We start from the raw sequence: 14576 nt of genomic DNA on the forward strand, positions 1-14576 counted from the left end.
AAGAAGCATGACAGCGATCACGGAGCAGCTCACGGCCTTGGGGCGCGCCATCGAGCACGATTCTTTCGCCCTCATCGACGCCGAAGTGGGCGATGCGCATTCCTATTCGGCGTCGCAGTGGCCGGTGGTGCGGCGCATGATCCACGCGAGCGCCGATTTCGAGTTCAACGGACTGACGTTCTTTCACCCCGGGGCGATCGAGGCGGGCATCGCGGCGATCCGGCGCGGCGCGCCGGTGGTGGCCGACGTGGAGATGATCTGCGTGGGGCTGTCGCGGCCGCGCTTGGCGCACTTCGGCATGAAGGCGCATCAGTTCATTTCCGACGAGGACGTGATCGCGGCGGCGAAGGCGAATGGCGGAACCCGGGCGATCGAGGCGATGCGCAAGGCGCACCGTCTGGGCTTGCTCGAAGGGTCGATCGTGGCCGTCGGCAATGCCCCGACCGCGCTGATCGAGGTGGTTCGACTCATCGAGGAAGAGGGCGTGCGGCCGGCACTGGTACTGGGTATGCCGGTGGGGTTCGTCTCGGCCGCCGAATCCAAGGAGCGGCTCATGGCGCAGCAGGAAGTGCCGTGGATCGCCATTCGCGGGCGCAAGGGGGGATCCACCCTCGCCGTGGCGGCGCTGCACGCCTTGCTCGCGCTCGCCGAAGAGGGTAAGGAGTGAGCGAGGAGAAGATCCGCAAGAGCGTGCCGAAGAAGCGCGGCAACCGCACCGGCTTTACCACCGGGGCGTGTGCGGCGGCGGCGGCGAAGGCGGCGACCATGGCGCTCGTCACGGGCGAGCCGCCCAGCGAGATCGAGTGCCGCCTGCCCAACGGGCAGATCGTGCGCTTTCCCGTGCATGAGGCCCGGTTCCTCGATGCCGATGCGTGCCGCGCGGTGGTGGTGAAGGACGCGGGCGACGATCCCGACGCCACCCACGGCGCGCACCTGACGGTCGAGGTGCGGCGCCTGCCCGGGCGCGCCGGCGTGATCGAACTGCGGGGCGGGGAAGGCGTGGGCGTGGTGACCAAGCCGGGGCTGGGGCTGGAAGTGGGTGGGCCGGCGATCAATCCGGTGCCGCGGCGCAATATTACCGAGAACGTGCAGGCGGCGGCGGGCGAGCTCTTGCGCACCGACGGGCTGGAGGTGAGGGTGTCGGTGCCCGGAGGCGAGGAGATGGCAAAGAAGACGCTCAACGCCCGCCTGGGGATCCTGGGCGGCATCTCCATTCTCGGCACCACCGGCATCGTTCGTCCCTATTCGACGGCGGCGTTTCGCGCGAGCGTGGTGCAGGCCGTGGACGTGGCAGTGGCGCAGGGTTGCGAGGCCGTGGTCTTCACCACCGGCGGGCGCACCGAGAAATTCGCCATGCGCCAGTTGCCGCATCTGCCCGAAGCGGCTTTCGTGCAGATGGGCGACTTCGTCAAGGCGGCCTTTCGCGCGGCGATCGCGCGGCGCGTGCGCCACATCTACGTGGGGGCGATGATCGGCAAGCTCACCAAGATGTGTCAGGGTCTGGCGGTGACGCACGCATGGAAGGCCGAGGTCGACCGCGATCTGCTCGCCGAGGCCGCGCGCGAGGTGGGCGCGCCCGAGGCGGTGGTGGAAGAGATCCGCGCTGCCGAGACGGCGCGTTTTGGCGCCGAACGGCTGGCCGAGCTGGGTCTGGCGGTGCCATTTCACCGCGCCGTGGCCCAGCGCGCCATCCGCCGTCTGAAGGCGGATCATCCGGGCGAATACCGCCTCACGGTGCTGGTGTGCGATTTCGAAGGGCAGGCGATCTGCCGGGTGGAAGAAGATGAATGTCCCTGAACGTTGTGCCGTGATCGGCATCCTCGACGACGGCTGGAAAGGTCTGGGAGAGGAGTCCCGCCGCTGCCTGCACGAGGCCGAACTCGTGATCGGCGCGGAGCGCACCCTCGCCCTCATGCGCCCGCACCTGCCGGAAGGCCGCGAATGGCGCGCACTCGACGGCGCCCTGACCGAAGTGCCGCGCTGGGTGGAAGAGGCGCTCGGCAGGGGGCGGAAAGTGGCGGTGCTCGCCACGGGCGATCCGCTGTGCCACGGCCTTGCCTCTTGGCTGATCGCCCGCCTGGGGGAAGCGCGGGTGGCGGTGTTGCCAGCCGTCTCGACGCTGCAGCTCGCTTTCGCGCGCTGGAAGCTGCCGTGGCAGGAGGTGCGCATCGCCAGTTGCCATGCGCGCGACGCGGGCGAGTGGTCGCTCTCGGCGGGCCCCGGGCATCCGCTGTCGCCGGTTCTGCGCGCCGTGGCCCAGTCCCGGCGCGTGGCGGTCTTCACCAGCGCGGAGAACGATCCTTCGCGCATCGCGCGGGCACTCATCGCCTGCGGCTATGGCGAAGAAGTCAAGTTGCGCGTGGCGAGCCGCTTGCTGCTTGCCGACGAGGCGCTCTTCGGGCCGCTCTCGCTGGCAGAAGCGGCGGAAAGGGAATTTCCCGATCCCAACGTGGTGCTCATCGAACGCGAAGAGGAGAGGCTGCCGCGTTTCGGCCTGGAAGACGAGGAATACGCCCAGCGGGCCCCCGAGAAGGGCTTGCTCACCAAGCAGGAAGCGCGGGCGCTGTCGCTGGCGAAACTCCGGTTGCGGCCCGAAGCTTGCGTCTGGGACATCGGTGCGGGGTCCGGTTCGGTGGGGTTGGAGTGTGCCCGTCTGTGCCCCGAGGGGGAGGTCTGGGCGATCGAGAAGAACGCGGCCGAGGCGGACAACGCCCGCGAGAATGCCCGCCGCCTGCGCGTGGCCAACTACAGGCTGATCGAAGGCCGCGCGCCGGAAGCTCTGGCGGACTGGCCCGATCCCGATGCGGTATTCATCGGCGGATCGGGCGGAGAGCTGCCCGAGCTGATCGCGCTTTCCCTCGCACGGCTCAAGGACGGCGGCCGCCTGGTGATGAATTTCGTGACTCTGGAGAATCTTGCCGCCGCCACGGCGGCGGTGCGTTCCTCGGGTTTTCCCTGGGAGGTGGTGCAGCTGCAGGCAAGCCGCAGCAAGCCCATCCTCGACATGCACCGGCTCGCGGCGCAAAACCCGGTGTGGATCGTGACCGTGGCCAAGGAGGGGGGATGAAGCTCACCGGTGTTTCGCTCGGTCCAGGCGATCCGGGCCTCATCACCCGGCGCGCCTGGGAGGCGCTCACGAGCGGCGCGCGCTGGCTCTATCCGGTGAAGCGAAGCGGCGGCGATTCCTACGCCCTCGACATTGCACGCCGCGCGGGCCTTGCCGTGCCCGAAGACGCCGTGCCCCTCGTCTTTCCCATGACGCGCCAGGCGGACGTGCTGGAGCGCGCCTGGCAGCGGGCGGCGCAACAGGTGATCGATCTGGCGAGGGAGACGTCCGAGTTCGTCTTTCTGGTAGAAGGCGACGCCTCCACGTTCGCCACTTTCGGGCATCTGGCCCGTACCGTGAAAGCGCTCGCGCCGGAGTGCACGATCGAAACCCTCCCCGGCGTGCCCTCTTTCGTCGCCGCAGCGGCCGTGGCCGGCGTGCCGCTCGCCGAGGAGGATGACCGCATGGCGGTGATTCCGGCCGCCTACGGCGTCGGGATGATCGAGCATCTGCTCGACGCGTTCGACACCGTGGTGCTGCTCAAGGTCAAGCCCCTGCTCGACGAGATTTTGGCGCTGCTTGCGCGCCGCGGCCTGCTCGAGCAGACGTTTTTTTGCGAGAAAGTTGGCGCGCCCGAGCAGCGCCTCATTCGGGACGTGACCATGCTCACGGGAGAAAAAGTGAATTACCTCTCGCTGATGATCGTGCGGCAGCAGGGTCTGCCGCGCGGCGAATTGCGGCGCGGTTGCCGCAAGAAGCCGCAGGGAGTGCCGTCATGAAATGTGCGGTGGTGGCGATCACCAGACACGGCCTCGCGCTGGCGGGCAGGGTGGCGGCGGCGCTGCCCGGCGCTCGCGTCTTCGCGCCGGCCAAATTCGCCGAACTGGCGCAGCAGGTTGCTCCAGGCAGGGCGCAGTGTTACGAGGGCAAGACGGCCGAGCAGATCCCGGCGCTCTTTGCCGCGTTCGATGCGATCGTGGCCGTCGTCTCGCTCGGGGCGGTGGTGCGGCTCATCGCGCCGCACCTGCGCAACAAGGAGCAGGATCCGGCAGTGGTGGTGCTCGACGAGGCGGGGCGTTTCGTCATTCCCGTGCTCTCGGGGCATCTGGGCGGGGCGAATGCGCTCGCCGGGCATCTGGCGCTCGCGCTGGGGGCTACGGCCGTGCTCACCACGGCATCGGATTCCCGCGAAACCCTGTGCGTCGATCTGCTCGGGCGCGAGCTTGGCTGGCGCTTCGAGGCGAGCCACGACGAGATCGTGCACTGCAGCGCCGCCGTGGTCAACGACGAGCCGGTGGCCTTGGTGCAGGAAGCGGGTAGTACCGACTGGTGGCGCGGCCACGCCAACGGGCGCAGCGGCCCGCTGCCGGAGAACCTCGTCAGGCTCGATCGGCTGGAGGAGGCCGATCCGAACCGATATGCTGCCCTGCTGTGGATCACCCGCGAAGGGCGCGCCGAGGATCACCCTCGGTGGGCCGGGCGGCGTGTGATCTATCGTCCGCCGGAGGAATCATGAAAGTTGCCGTGGGAATCGGCTGCGATCGCGGTACCTCGCTCGCCACGCTGGAGGCGGCGCTTTCGCAGGCGCTTGCAGAAGCTGGCCTTTCGTCCGAGGCGATCGTTCTCCTTGCCAGCATCACCCTCAAGGCCGACGAACCGGGGCTGCTCGCCCTCGCCGCGCGGCTGCCCTGCGAGATCCGCTTCTATTCCCCCGAGGAACTGGCGGCAGTGCCGGTGCCGCATCCTTCCGAAGTCGTGCGCCGCCACACCGGCACACCCTCGGTGGCCGAAGCCGCGGCGCTGCTCGCCGCCGGCGTCGGCATGGAAGCCTTGATCGTGGAGAAACACCGCTATCGCGGCCCCGACGGCCGCAACGCCACCGTCTCGATCGCGAGGATGTCATGAACCGAACCGAGGCCGCCGCCCGCGGCAAAATCTTCCTGGTGGGCATCGGACCGGGCAGCGAGGCGCACATGAGCGCCCGAGCGCGGCAGGCCATCGCCGAGGCCGACACCGTGATCGGCTACGTCACCTACGTCCGCCTGGTGGCGCCGCTCCTCGAAGGCAAGGAGGTGATCCGCAAGTCGATGACCGAGGAGCTCGACCGGGCGGTGGAGGCGCTCGAGCGTGCCCGCCAGGGCAAGACGGTGGCGCTCATCTCGTCGGGCGATGCCGGGGTCTACGGCATGGCCGGGCCGACTTTCGAAGTGCTCTTCGCCGCCGGTTGGCAGCCCGAGGGCGACGTGGCGGTGGAGATCGTCCCGGGCGCCTCGGCCATCAACGCCTGCGCCGCCCTGGTGGGTGCGCCGCTCACGCACGATTTCTGTGCCATTTCGCTCTCCGACCTGCTTACCCCCTGGCCGGTGATCGCCCGGCGGCTCGAGGCTGCTGCCGCCGCCGATTTCGTCGTCGCCCTCTATAATCCCAAGAGCGGACGGCGCACGCGGCACATCGTCGAAGCGCAGCGGCTGCTGCTGCGCCACCGCGCGCCCGATACGCCGGTGGCCATCGTCAAATCCGCCTACCGGCCGAAACAGCGCATCGAACTGACGACGCTCGAGCGCATGGCCGAGGCCGAGATCGGCATGCTCTCGACGGTGCTGGTGGGCAATTCCCGCACCTTCGTGCGCCACGGCCTGATGGTGACGCCGCGCGGCTATGGCGAGAAATACGTCCTGGAAGAAGGCGAACGCCAGGCGCGCGACGGCGAGCAGGCCGGCCGTTCCCTCTCGAGCGGCCTCGAAGGCTGGCTGCGCGAGATCCGCGCAAGCGGCGAGAGTCCGGCGAGCCTCGCACGGCGCTACGCCCTGCCGGAAGACTATCTCGCCGCCCTGCTCGCCGAGGAAGATGCCGATGACTGAAGAAGACACAGCGCGCCATCGCGCCCGCATGCAGCGAAAAAAAGCGGTGATCGAGGAGCGCATCGCCCGGGCCTCGCTCGAGCGCGGAGTCTTTCTGCTCCACACCGGCAACGGCAAGGGAAAATCGAGCGCTGCGTTCGGTATGCTCGCCCGCGCCCTGGGGCACGGGATGAACGCCGTCGTCGTACAGTTCGTCAAGAGTCGCTCCGACACCGGCGAGGAAGCCTTCTTCCGCCGCCATCCGGCGGTGCGCTGGTACGTGATGGGCGAGGGATTCACCTGGGAGACGCAGGACCCGGCGCGCGACGCAGCCGCCGCCCGCGCCGCCTGGGAAACGGCCCGCGCCGCGCTTGCCGACCCCGGCGTGGCGCTCGTGATCCTCGACGAGCTCACCTACGCCTTCAAGTACCGCTGGCTCGACCTGGAAGAAGCGCTGGCGGTGTTTCGCGCGCGTCCCTTGCACCAACACCTCATCGTCACCGGGCGCGCCGCACCGGCGGCACTGGTCGATGCCGCCGACACCGTCACCGAAATGGGGCTCGTCAAGCACGCTTTCCAGGCGGGAGTGAAAGCCATGCCGGGGATCGAATGGTGAGGCAAAGCGTGCGCAAAGGTTACTTGGGGGCATCATGGAATTGACCTGCCCCGCCTGGCTCGTCGCCGCTCCGGCTTCCGGCCACGGCAAGACCACGGTGGTGGCGGCGCTCGCACGCTGGCACACGCGCCAGGGGCGGCGGGTGCGCGTCTTCAAGTGCGGGCCGGATTTCCTCGATCCGCAGATCCACGAACTCGCGTCGGGCGCGCCCTGCGAGACGATCGACTTTCGCATGGCTGGCGAAGAAGACGCCCGCTGGCGCCTGGCGCGTGCGGCGCGGCAAGCCGACCTCATCCTCGTCGAGGGCGTGATGGGGCTGCACGACGGCGAACCCAGCGCCGCCGAACTCGCGCGCCGCCTGCATCTTCCCATCCTGCTCGTCATCGACGCGAGCGCCATGGCCGGCAGTTTCGGCGCCGTGGCCTGGGGATTGAAGCACTACCGCGAGGGCGCGCCGATCACCCACGTGCTCGCCAACCGCACCGGCAGCGCCATGCACGCGCGGCTGTGCCGCGACACGCTGCCCGAGGACATCGCCTGGGCGGGGCACCTGCCGCGCGACGAGGCCATCGCGCTGCCCGAGCGCCATCTGGGATTGCTGCCCGCGGCCGAGATCGCCGACCTGGAAGCTCGACTCGAGCGCATGGCCGAGGCCATCGGCCAGACCGAGGCCGCGGAGCTACCGCCGCCCGTCACTTTTCTCCCGGCGGATACGCCCTCGCCCCTGCCGCCGCTTCTTTCCGGCAAGACGGTGGCGGTGGCGCGCGACGCGGCTTTCTGCTTTCTCTATCCGGCCAACCTCGAGACCCTACACGCGCTCGGGGCGCGCACGGCCTTCTTTTCCCCGCTCGCGGACGCCGCCTTGCCGCCGTGCGATGCCGTATGGCTGCCCGGCGGCTATCCCGAGCTGCACGCGGCGGCGATCGCTGCCAACCGCCCGATGGCTGCCGCACTCGCCGCACACGTGCAGGCGGGCAAGGCGCTGCTCGCCGAGTGCGGCGGTATGATCGCCTGCGCCGAGACCCTCGTCGATGCCGCGGGCCGATCCTGGCCGATGTTCGGGCTTCTGCCGGGCCAGGCGTGCATGCAATCGAGGCTCGCCGGCCTTGGCGTGCTGGAAGCGGAACTGCCCGAGGGGCGCCTCACCGGTCACACCTTCCACTATTCCACTTTCGAGACGGAACTCCCGCCGCTGGTCTTCGCGCGCAAGACCCGCGGCGCGGGGGGCGAGGCGATCTACCGCCGCGGCCGGCTCACGGCGAGCTACATGCATTTCTATTTTCCGTCGAACCCGGCGGCGGTGGCGGCGCTGTTGGGGTCGATGAACGGCTGAACGGAGTGCACGGAGACATGACCCTTTCTTTGCCCCCTTCTCCCCATCGTTTTTCCGAGGTGGAGTGCGAGGCGGTGTATCGCGCCATTGCCGAACGCCGCGACATGCGCCATTTCCTGCCCGATCCGGTCGATCCGGAAGTACTGCAGCGTCTATTGTGGGCGGCGCATCAGGCCCCCAGCGTGGGCTACATGCAGCCTTGGCGTTTTCTTCGCATCACCGACCGTGCTTTGCGGCAGGCGATCCATTGCCTGGTCGAGGAAGAGCGCCAAGCGACGGCCCGGGCCCTGGGCGAGCGGGGTGAGGAATTTCTGCGCCTCAAGGTGGAAGGGATCCTCGAAGCTGCCGAGCTCTTCGTCGTCGCCCTTGCTCCGGGGCGGGAGCGGCATGTATTCGGGCGGCGAACCCTGCCGGAGATGGACGTGGCTTCGCTGGCCTGTGCAATCCAGAATCTATGGCTTGCCGCCCGCGCCGAAGGACTCGGCATGGGCTGGGTGTCGCTGTTCGACCCGCAGCGTTTGGCCGACTTGCTGCGGATGCCAGAGGGGGCCAAGCCCTTGGCCGTTTTGTGCCTGGGCCATGTGGCCTCTTTCTATCCGCGGCCGATGCTGGAAGAAGCACATTGGGCCAGCCGACGCCCACCTGCCGAAGTATTCGCCGAGAATTTTTGGCCGCTTGGCGTGCCTGGCTGGGAAGAAGATAGAGGCCTCGCATCTTCCCGGTGAAGCGCTCCGCCTGGCCGCAGTGCTTCACGGCATGCCCGGTTACAATCTTGGCGCTTTTCGTTCGGTTGGGGAAACCATGCAGCCTGTCGTCCGCGCCACCCTCATCGGGACGAGCGCCATCGCCCTGTGGGGGACGCTCGCGCCGCTCACGGCGCTCACCGGCGGGCGCATCCCGCCGTTCCAGCTGCTCGCCACCAGCTTCACCCTGGCGTTCGCCCTCATGCTGTTGCGCTGGCGTCTGCAGGGGCACTGGGGCCTTGCCCAGGCGCGCCAGCCGCTGGCGGCTTGGCTGCTGGGAGTGGGCGGGCTCTTCGGCTACCACGCCTGCTATTTCGCCGCCATGCAGCGGGCGCCGGCGGTGGAGGTGAGCCTCATCGCCTATCTGTGGCCGCTGTTGATCGTGCTCTTTGCTGCCTTGCTGCCGGGCGAGCGCCTGCGGCTGCGCCACCTCGTCGGCGCGGCGCTGGCGCTCGGGGGCGTGTGGGTATTGCTCGGAGGAAAAACGGGTTTCGCGCCCGCGCACCTGAGTGGCTATCTGCTCGCCCTCGCCTGTGCCCTCATCTGGTCGGCCTATTCCGTGCTCTCGCGCCTCTTGCCGCGCGTGCCGAGCGAGGCGGTCGGGTGGTTCTGCGCGGCAACGGCGCTGCTTGCCTGGATGGTGCACTTCGCTTGGGAGCCGACGGTATGGCCCGATGGGGTGGTGGGCTGGTTCGCGCTGCTCGCCCTGGGGCTGGGTCCGGTGGGAGTGGCGTTCTTCACCTGGGATCATGGCGTCAAGCACGGGGACATCGCGCTCCTTGGGGTGCTCTCTTACGCCGCTCCGCTCATCTCCGTGCTCTTGCTGATGATTCTGGGTTTGGCCGAGCCCAGCGCACGACTCGCGGCCGCGGCACTGGCGATCGTGGGCGGCTCGCTGGTGGCGGGCTGGGCGCGGAGGAAACGTGCCGTTTCCCCGACCGAGAGCCCGTGAAGAAATCGTCGCAATCGGACCAAGCAGTAGATCGATTCATAGGCTCTGAGGAGGCTTCGTGAAACGGGTGATGACTTCTTTCCGCTTTTCCCTCCTCGCCGCGGCGTGCTTCGGCTTCCTGGGAGTGGCCTTGGGAGCGTTCGGCGCGCACGCGCTGCGGCCGCATCTTGCCGCCGCGCTCTACGAGAACGTGCAGACGGCGGTGTTCTACCAGTTCGTCCATGCGCTGGCGCTCTTGGCTCTGGGGGTGCTGGGGGCCGTGGGCTGGAACAGCCGCGCCCTGAGGCTGGCGGCGGGGCTGTGGACGGGCGGGGTGTTCGCTTTTTGCGGCAGTCTCTACGGCTATGCCCTCACCCAATGGCTGCCGCTCGTGTGGGTGACGCCGCTGGGCGGGACGATGCTGCTTGCCGGCTGGGCGGCGTTCGGCGTCGGGGTCTGGTGTGCCATTTCCTCGACGGAAGAGGGGTCTCGATGAGCATCTGGCCTTTGATGGCGTTAAAATTTCACGGACCTGTAACAATTGCGCTCTAGACTTGCGGGGGTCGGGACGATCGTTCCTGCAAAACCCTTTTTCGCACAAGGAGTCGATCCATGGAATCGAACAAACGCATCTGGCTTGGGGCGCTGGCGCTCGCTGGTCTCATCGGTACGGCCCAGGCGCAGCAGAAGATCGTTGCAATCGACGGTTCGAGCACGGTCTATCCGATCACCGAGGCCGTGGCCGAGGAATATCAAAAGCTGAAGAAAGGGGCCGTGAAAGTCACGGTGGGGATCTCCGGCACCGGCGGCGGGTTCAAGAAATTCTGCCGCGGCGAGACGGACATCTCCGATGCCTCGCGGCCGATCCTCAAGCAGGAGATGGAGGCGTGCCGCCAGACCGGCATCGAATACATCGAGCTGCCGGTGGCCTATGATGCCCTCACCGTGGTGATCAACCCGAAGAACGACTGGGCCGAGGAGATGACGGTGGCCGAGCTCAAGAAGATGTGGGAGCCGGCCGCCCAGGGCGTGGTGGACAACTGGAAGAAGGTTTCCGAGCGCTTCCCCGATCGTCCCCTCAAGCTTGCCGGTCCCGGCGCCGATTCCGGCACGTTCGACTACTTCACCGAAGCCGTCGTCGGCAAATCGAAGTCGAGCCGCGGCGATTACATGGCCTCCGAAGACGACAACGTGATCGTACAGTTCGTCAGCCGCGACGTGGGGGCGTTGGGTTACTTCGGCCTGGCCTACTACACGGAAAACAAGGACAAGGTCAAGGCCGTCAAGATCAAGAAGGACGAGAACTCCCCGGCCGTGGCGCCTAGCGTGGAGACGGTGAACAACGGTACCTATCAGCCGCTGTCGCGCCCGATCTTCATCTATGTGAACGCGAAAGCGGCGCAGGAAAAACCGGAAGTGCGCGAGTTCGTCGAGTTCTATCTGCAAAATGCGGCGAAACTGTCCAAAGAAGTGGGCTACGTCGATCTGCCCGCCAAGGCCTACGAGATGGCCCTGAGAAACTTCAAGGCGATGAAGAAAGGCACGGCCTTCGGCGGCGAGCCCGACGTTGGCGTGAAGGTCGAAGAATTGCTGGAACGTGAAGGCAAACTGTAAGTTTCACCACCGGGCCATCGGCGCGATCAGGCGTCGATGGCATTTTTCATCATTTGCCTCATCTTACGGTCAGGCACACCATGAGCGACGCAATGACGGCGACCGAAACGGGTGGCAGTCCTTCCTCCCTTTACCTCGACCGCATCCGCACGATGCGCCACGTGCGCAACGGCAAGGAACGCGTCATCGAGGCGATCCTCTTCGTGGCGGCCTTCTGCGCCGTGGCGGTGACGGTGGCCATCGTCGCCATCCTGCTCTATGAGGCCTCGACTTTTTTCGCCCACGTCTCCCTCGTCGAGTTTCTCACCGGCACCGAATGGACGCCGCTCTTCGAGCGTGCTTCCTACGGCATGCTGCCGCTGCTCGTCGGCACGGTGGTGACTTCGTTCATCGCTTTCGTCGTGGCCGGCCCGCTCGGCTTTCTCATCGCGATGTACCTCTCCGAGTTCGCCCCGCCGAAACTGGCCGAGGTGCTCAAGCCCTTCCTCGAGCTGCTCGCCGGCGTGCCGACCATCGTCTATGGCTACTTCGCGCTACTCTTCGTCACCCCCTTGCTGCAGAAGATCATTCCCGGCTTGCCCGGATTCAACATGCTCAGCGCCGGCTTGGTGATGGGGCTGATGATCGTACCCTACGTCGCCTCGGTCGCCGAGGACGCCATGCGCGCCGTGCCGATGGCGCTGCGCGAAGGCTCCTACGCCATGGGAGCGACGCGCTTCCAGACGGCGATGTGGGTGGTGCTGCCGGCTTCCTTTTCCGGCGTGATGGCCGCCTTCGTGCTGGGGATCTCGCGCGCCGTGGGCGAGACGATGATCGTGGCCATCGCCGCCGGTCAGCAGCCAAACTTCACCTTCGACCCGCGTGAGCCGGCCGCCACCATCACCGCCTACATCGTGCAGGTGGCCATGGGCGACTTGCCGCACGGCTCCATCGGCTATCAGAGCATCTTCGCCGTGGGCCTGGTGCTCGTGGTGATCACCTTGGTGTTCAACCTGATCGGCCAGATGCTGCGCCGGCGCATTCGCGAGGTGTATTGACATGGCGAGTAAGGAAAGCATGGAGCTGCGCGGCGTCATCGCCAGGAACCAGCGCTGGGATCTCATCGTCGGCACCGTCGGTTTGCTGGCCACGGCGCTCGGCGTGATCATCCTCACGCTGCTCTTCCTCGATCTGGTGCTCGACGGCTGGCGCCGGCTCACGCCCGAGTTCTTCCTGAATTTCCCGTCGCGCCGCCCGGAAGAGGCCGGCATTCTCTCGGCCTGGGTGGGCTCGGCGCTGGTGATGATCGTTACTGCCTTCACCGCCGTGCCGCTGGGCGTGGCTGCGGCCATCTATCTGGAGGAATACGCGCCGAAGAACTGGGTCACCGAGCTCATCGAGATCAACGTGACCAACCTCGCGGCGGTGCCCTCCATCATCTACGGCCTGCTCGCCCTGGGCTTGTTCGTCTATATCCTCGGCTTCGGGCACAGCATCCTGACGGCGGGGCTCACGCTCGGGCTCATGATCCTGCCCATCATCATCGTGGCCACCCGCGAGGCGCTGCGCGCCATTCCGGTGGCCATCCGCGAGGCGGCCTACGCGCTGGGGGCGACGCGCTGGCAGGTGGTGAGCGATCACCTCATCCCCTACGCCTCGGGCGGCATCTACACCGGCGTGATCATCGGCTTGTCGCGCGCCATCGGCGAGACCGCGCCGGTGATCACCATCGGCGCGCTCACCTTCATCGCCTTCCTGCCCCCGATCCCTTTCAGCGGCGATCCGCCGGCTGGACCTTTCGATTGGCTCTTCTCGCCCTTCACCGTGCTGCCCATCCAGATGTTCAACTGGCTGTCGCGCCCGCAGAGCGCCTTCCACGTCAATGCGGCGGCCACCGGCATCGTCATCATCGTGGCCACGCTCGCGATGAACGGCATCGCCATCTGGCTGCGCTCGCGTATCCGCGCCAAGCTGAAATGGTGAGCCTCTCCATTCTTTTCCTGGGAATCTGCGCATGAGCGAACAGAACAACGCGACGATCGTCTCCGAACCGCTCAAGGCCGAGACGCGCAAGTTCAATTTCTACTATGGCGACAACCACGCGCTGAAGAACGTCGATCTGCCGGTGGCCGAGCGCATGGTCACGGCCCTCATCGGCCCTTCGGGCTGCGGCAAGTCGACCCTGCTGCGCAGCTTCAACCGCATGCACGACCTCTATCCCGGCAACCGCTACGAAGGCGAGATCCGCCTCTATCCCGACGACGTCAATCTCGTCTCGCCCGCGGTCGACCCCATCGAGATCCGCATGCGCATCTCCATGGTGTTCCAGAAACCCAACCCTTTCCCCAAGACGATCTTCGAGAACGTGGCCTACGGCCTGATGGTGCGCGGCGAGAAGCGCCGCTCGGTGCTGGAGGAAAAGGTCGAGGAGGCGCTGCGCGGAGCGGCGCTGTGGGAGGAGGTGAAAGACCGGCTCGACGACCTGGCCTTCAACCTTTCGGGGGGGCAGCAGCAGCGGCTGTGCATCGCCCGGGCGCTGGCGGCCGATCCGGAGATCATCCTCTTCGACGAACCCACCTCGGCGCTCGATCCCATCGCCACGGCGAGCATCGAGGAGCTCATCGCCGAGATCAAGGAAAAGGTGACCATCCTCATCGTCACCCACAACATGCAGCAGGCGGCGCGTATCTCGGACTATACCGCCTTCATGTACCTGGGCGAGCTCGTCGAGTTCGGCCGCACCGACGAACTCTTCGTGCGCCCACGCAAGAAACAGACCGAGGATTACATCACCGGGCGCTTCGGCTGATCACCACCACCAGGCCGCGATCCCCAGCAGGACGAAGGCGAGCGCCGCGGCGACGTGGAGTATCTTGGCCGGCAGGCGGCGGGTGAGGCGCTCGCCGAACCACACGACGGGGGCGTTGGCGAGCATCATCCCCACCGTGGTTCCCGCCACCACCGCCGCGTAGGGCGAATAGTGCGCGGCGAGCGCCACCGTGGCGATCTGCGTCTTGTCTCCCATCTCGGCAAGGAAGAAAGCGGAAGACACGATCGTGAAGATGCGGGTGCGCGTTACCGCCGGCCGCGTCTTCGTCTCGTCTTCATCGATCGTATCCGGTACCAGCAGCCACAGCCCCAGCGCGACGAAAGAGATCGCGACCACCGCGCGCAGCACGTCCGGCCCGAGCCACTGCGTCACCGCCGCCCCCAGCGCTGCGGCGCCGGCGTGATTGACGAGCGTGGCAAAGAAAATCGCCGCACAGATCGTCCACGGCGCGCGGTAACGCCCGGCGAGTACGAGCGAGAGGAGCTGCGTCTTGTCGCCGACTTCGGCGAGGGCGACGAGCCCGGTGGCGGTGAGAAAGGCTTCCATCGGCTGGCGGTCAAAGGCGGGGTGAGTCGCATTATAGCGGCGCACTTGCTATGATCCTAAAGTTCGCCGGCGGGTTCGCCGGCCGGGATGAACGGGAA

General features: G+C 67.2%; 17 protein-coding genes. 16 read left to right on the forward strand and 1 reads right to left on the reverse strand.

All coding sequences use genetic code 11. From position 1 onward, the window contains the following. The first annotated feature begins 7 nt into the window (after positions 1–7). The 16 genes from EPD82_RS08865 (at position 8) to pstB (ending at position 13911) form a co-directional block, all read left to right on the forward strand. On the forward strand, positions 8–667 hold the full coding sequence (locus EPD82_RS08865; protein ID WP_198288989.1) for a precorrin-8X methylmutase: 660 nt from the start codon (positions 8–10) through the stop codon (positions 665–667). Continuing rightward, positions 664–1797 carry a cobalt-precorrin-5B (C(1))-methyltransferase gene (locus tag EPD82_RS08870; protein WP_141056449.1) on the forward strand — a complete coding sequence of 378 codons (1134 nt, stop codon included), beginning with the start codon at positions 664–666 and terminating at the stop codon, positions 1795–1797. Before EPD82_RS08865 ends, EPD82_RS08870 begins: the two co-directional genes overlap by 4 nt. Beyond that, on the forward strand, positions 1784–3067 hold the full coding sequence (locus EPD82_RS08875) for a bifunctional cobalt-precorrin-7 (C(5))-methyltransferase/cobalt-precorrin-6B (C(15))-methyltransferase (protein WP_055423040.1): 1284 nt from the start codon (positions 1784–1786) through the stop codon (positions 3065–3067). The genes EPD82_RS08870 and EPD82_RS08875 overlap by 14 nt, the downstream gene beginning before the upstream one ends. After that, positions 3064–3825, forward strand: coding sequence for a precorrin-2 C(20)-methyltransferase (gene cobI / locus EPD82_RS08880; RefSeq protein WP_141056450.1), 762 nt, complete (start codon positions 3064–3066; stop codon positions 3823–3825). The genes EPD82_RS08875 and cobI overlap by 4 nt, the downstream gene beginning before the upstream one ends. After that, positions 3822–4562, forward strand: a complete 741-nt coding sequence (locus tag EPD82_RS08885) for a cobalamin biosynthesis central domain-containing protein (RefSeq protein WP_055423038.1) — start codon at positions 3822–3824, stop codon at positions 4560–4562. Before cobI ends, EPD82_RS08885 begins: the two co-directional genes overlap by 4 nt. Continuing rightward, on the forward strand, positions 4559–4951 hold the full coding sequence (locus EPD82_RS08890; protein WP_055423037.1) for a cobalamin biosynthesis protein: 393 nt from the start codon (positions 4559–4561) through the stop codon (positions 4949–4951). The genes EPD82_RS08885 and EPD82_RS08890 overlap by 4 nt, the downstream gene beginning before the upstream one ends. Beyond that, positions 4948–5907 (forward strand): precorrin-3B C(17)-methyltransferase, encoded by a 960-nt coding sequence (cobJ, locus tag EPD82_RS08895; protein ID WP_072247910.1) that lies wholly within the window; start codon positions 4948–4950, stop codon positions 5905–5907. Before EPD82_RS08890 ends, cobJ begins: the two co-directional genes overlap by 4 nt. Further along, positions 5900–6502: a cob(I)yrinic acid a,c-diamide adenosyltransferase gene (cobO, locus tag EPD82_RS08900; RefSeq protein ID WP_088178259.1), complete on the forward strand. Its 603-nt coding sequence runs from the start codon at positions 5900–5902 to the stop codon at positions 6500–6502. The genes cobJ and cobO overlap by 8 nt, the downstream gene beginning before the upstream one ends. 34 nt (positions 6503–6536) lie before the next feature. After that, positions 6537–7835 (forward strand): cobyrinic acid a,c-diamide synthase CobB, encoded by a 1299-nt coding sequence (locus EPD82_RS08905; protein WP_055423035.1) that lies wholly within the window; start codon positions 6537–6539, stop codon positions 7833–7835. Positions 7836–7852: 17 nt separating this feature from the next. Then, entirely contained in the window at positions 7853–8560 is a 708-nt protein-coding gene (gene bluB / locus EPD82_RS08910; RefSeq protein ID WP_141056451.1) for a 5,6-dimethylbenzimidazole synthase, read from the forward strand. Positions 8561–8636: 76 nt separating this feature from the next. Then, the gene (yddG, locus tag EPD82_RS08915; RefSeq protein WP_141056452.1) at positions 8637–9530 is read left to right on the forward strand and encodes an aromatic amino acid exporter YddG; all 894 of its coding nucleotides are present in this window, start codon (positions 8637–8639) and stop codon (positions 9528–9530) included. A gap of 58 nt (positions 9531–9588) precedes the next feature. Then, positions 9589–10005, forward strand: coding sequence for a DUF423 domain-containing protein (locus tag EPD82_RS08920; protein ID WP_206202260.1), 417 nt, complete (start codon positions 9589–9591; stop codon positions 10003–10005). Positions 10006–10121: 116 nt separating this feature from the next. Next, positions 10122–11123 carry a PstS family phosphate ABC transporter substrate-binding protein gene (locus EPD82_RS08925; protein ID WP_141056453.1) on the forward strand — a complete coding sequence of 334 codons (1002 nt, stop codon included), beginning with the start codon at positions 10122–10124 and terminating at the stop codon, positions 11121–11123. 152 nt (positions 11124–11275) lie between these two features. Then, a complete protein-coding gene (gene pstC, locus EPD82_RS08930; RefSeq protein WP_055423193.1) occupies positions 11276–12160 on the forward strand; it encodes a phosphate ABC transporter permease subunit PstC in 885 nt (294 codons plus the stop codon). A 1-nt stretch (position 12161) separates the two neighbouring features. Beyond that, positions 12162–13085, forward strand: a complete 924-nt coding sequence (gene pstA / locus EPD82_RS08935; protein ID WP_141056454.1) for a phosphate ABC transporter permease PstA — start codon at positions 12162–12164, stop codon at positions 13083–13085. 31 nt (positions 13086–13116) lie between these two features. Continuing rightward, on the forward strand, positions 13117–13911 hold the full coding sequence (pstB, locus tag EPD82_RS08940; RefSeq protein ID WP_055423030.1) for a phosphate ABC transporter ATP-binding protein PstB: 795 nt from the start codon (positions 13117–13119) through the stop codon (positions 13909–13911). Here pstB and EPD82_RS08945 read toward each other — a convergent pair whose 3' ends face one another. After that, positions 13912–14478 carry a TMEM165/GDT1 family protein gene (locus tag EPD82_RS08945; protein WP_055423029.1) on the reverse strand — a complete coding sequence of 189 codons (567 nt, stop codon included), beginning with the start codon at positions 14476–14478 and terminating at the stop codon, positions 13912–13914. Positions 14479–14576: the final 98 nt, after the last annotated feature.

Source organism: Tepidiphilus succinatimandens, from assembly GCF_006503695.1.
Lineage (GTDB): Bacteria > Pseudomonadota > Gammaproteobacteria > Burkholderiales > Rhodocyclaceae > Tepidiphilus > Tepidiphilus succinatimandens.

Excerpts from the sequence above, each read along its gene's own strand:
- EPD82_RS08865 (WP_198288989.1), top strand. The coding sequence starts at position 8 with ATGACAGCGATCACGGAGCAGCTCACGGCCTTGGGGCGCGCCATCGAG.
- yddG (WP_141056452.1), top strand. The coding sequence starts at position 8,637 with ATGCAGCCTGTCGTCCGCGCCACCCTCATCGGGACGAGCGCCATCGCC.
- cobO (WP_088178259.1), top strand. The coding sequence starts at position 5,900 with ATGACTGAAGAAGACACAGCGCGCCATCGCGCCCGCATGCAGCGAAAA.
- EPD82_RS08890 (WP_055423037.1), top strand. The coding sequence starts at position 4,559 with ATGAAAGTTGCCGTGGGAATCGGCTGCGATCGCGGTACCTCGCTCGCC.
- pstC (WP_055423193.1), top strand. The coding sequence starts at position 11,276 with ATGCGCCACGTGCGCAACGGCAAGGAACGCGTCATCGAGGCGATCCTC.
- pstA (WP_141056454.1), top strand. The coding sequence starts at position 12,162 with ATGGCGAGTAAGGAAAGCATGGAGCTGCGCGGCGTCATCGCCAGGAAC.
- EPD82_RS08875 (WP_055423040.1), top strand. The coding sequence starts at position 1,784 with ATGAATGTCCCTGAACGTTGTGCCGTGATCGGCATCCTCGACGACGGC.
- EPD82_RS08925 (WP_141056453.1), top strand. The coding sequence starts at position 10,122 with ATGGAATCGAACAAACGCATCTGGCTTGGGGCGCTGGCGCTCGCTGGT.
- bluB (WP_141056451.1), top strand. The coding sequence starts at position 7,853 with ATGACCCTTTCTTTGCCCCCTTCTCCCCATCGTTTTTCCGAGGTGGAG.
- pstB (WP_055423030.1), top strand. The coding sequence starts at position 13,117 with ATGAGCGAACAGAACAACGCGACGATCGTCTCCGAACCGCTCAAGGCC.
- cobJ (WP_072247910.1), top strand. The coding sequence starts at position 4,948 with ATGAACCGAACCGAGGCCGCCGCCCGCGGCAAAATCTTCCTGGTGGGC.
- cobI (WP_141056450.1), top strand. The coding sequence starts at position 3,064 with ATGAAGCTCACCGGTGTTTCGCTCGGTCCAGGCGATCCGGGCCTCATC.
- EPD82_RS08905 (WP_055423035.1), top strand. The coding sequence starts at position 6,537 with ATGGAATTGACCTGCCCCGCCTGGCTCGTCGCCGCTCCGGCTTCCGGC.
- EPD82_RS08945 (WP_055423029.1), bottom strand. The coding sequence starts at position 14,478 with ATGGAAGCCTTTCTCACCGCCACCGGGCTCGTCGCCCTCGCCGAAGTC.
- EPD82_RS08885 (WP_055423038.1), top strand. The coding sequence starts at position 3,822 with ATGAAATGTGCGGTGGTGGCGATCACCAGACACGGCCTCGCGCTGGCG.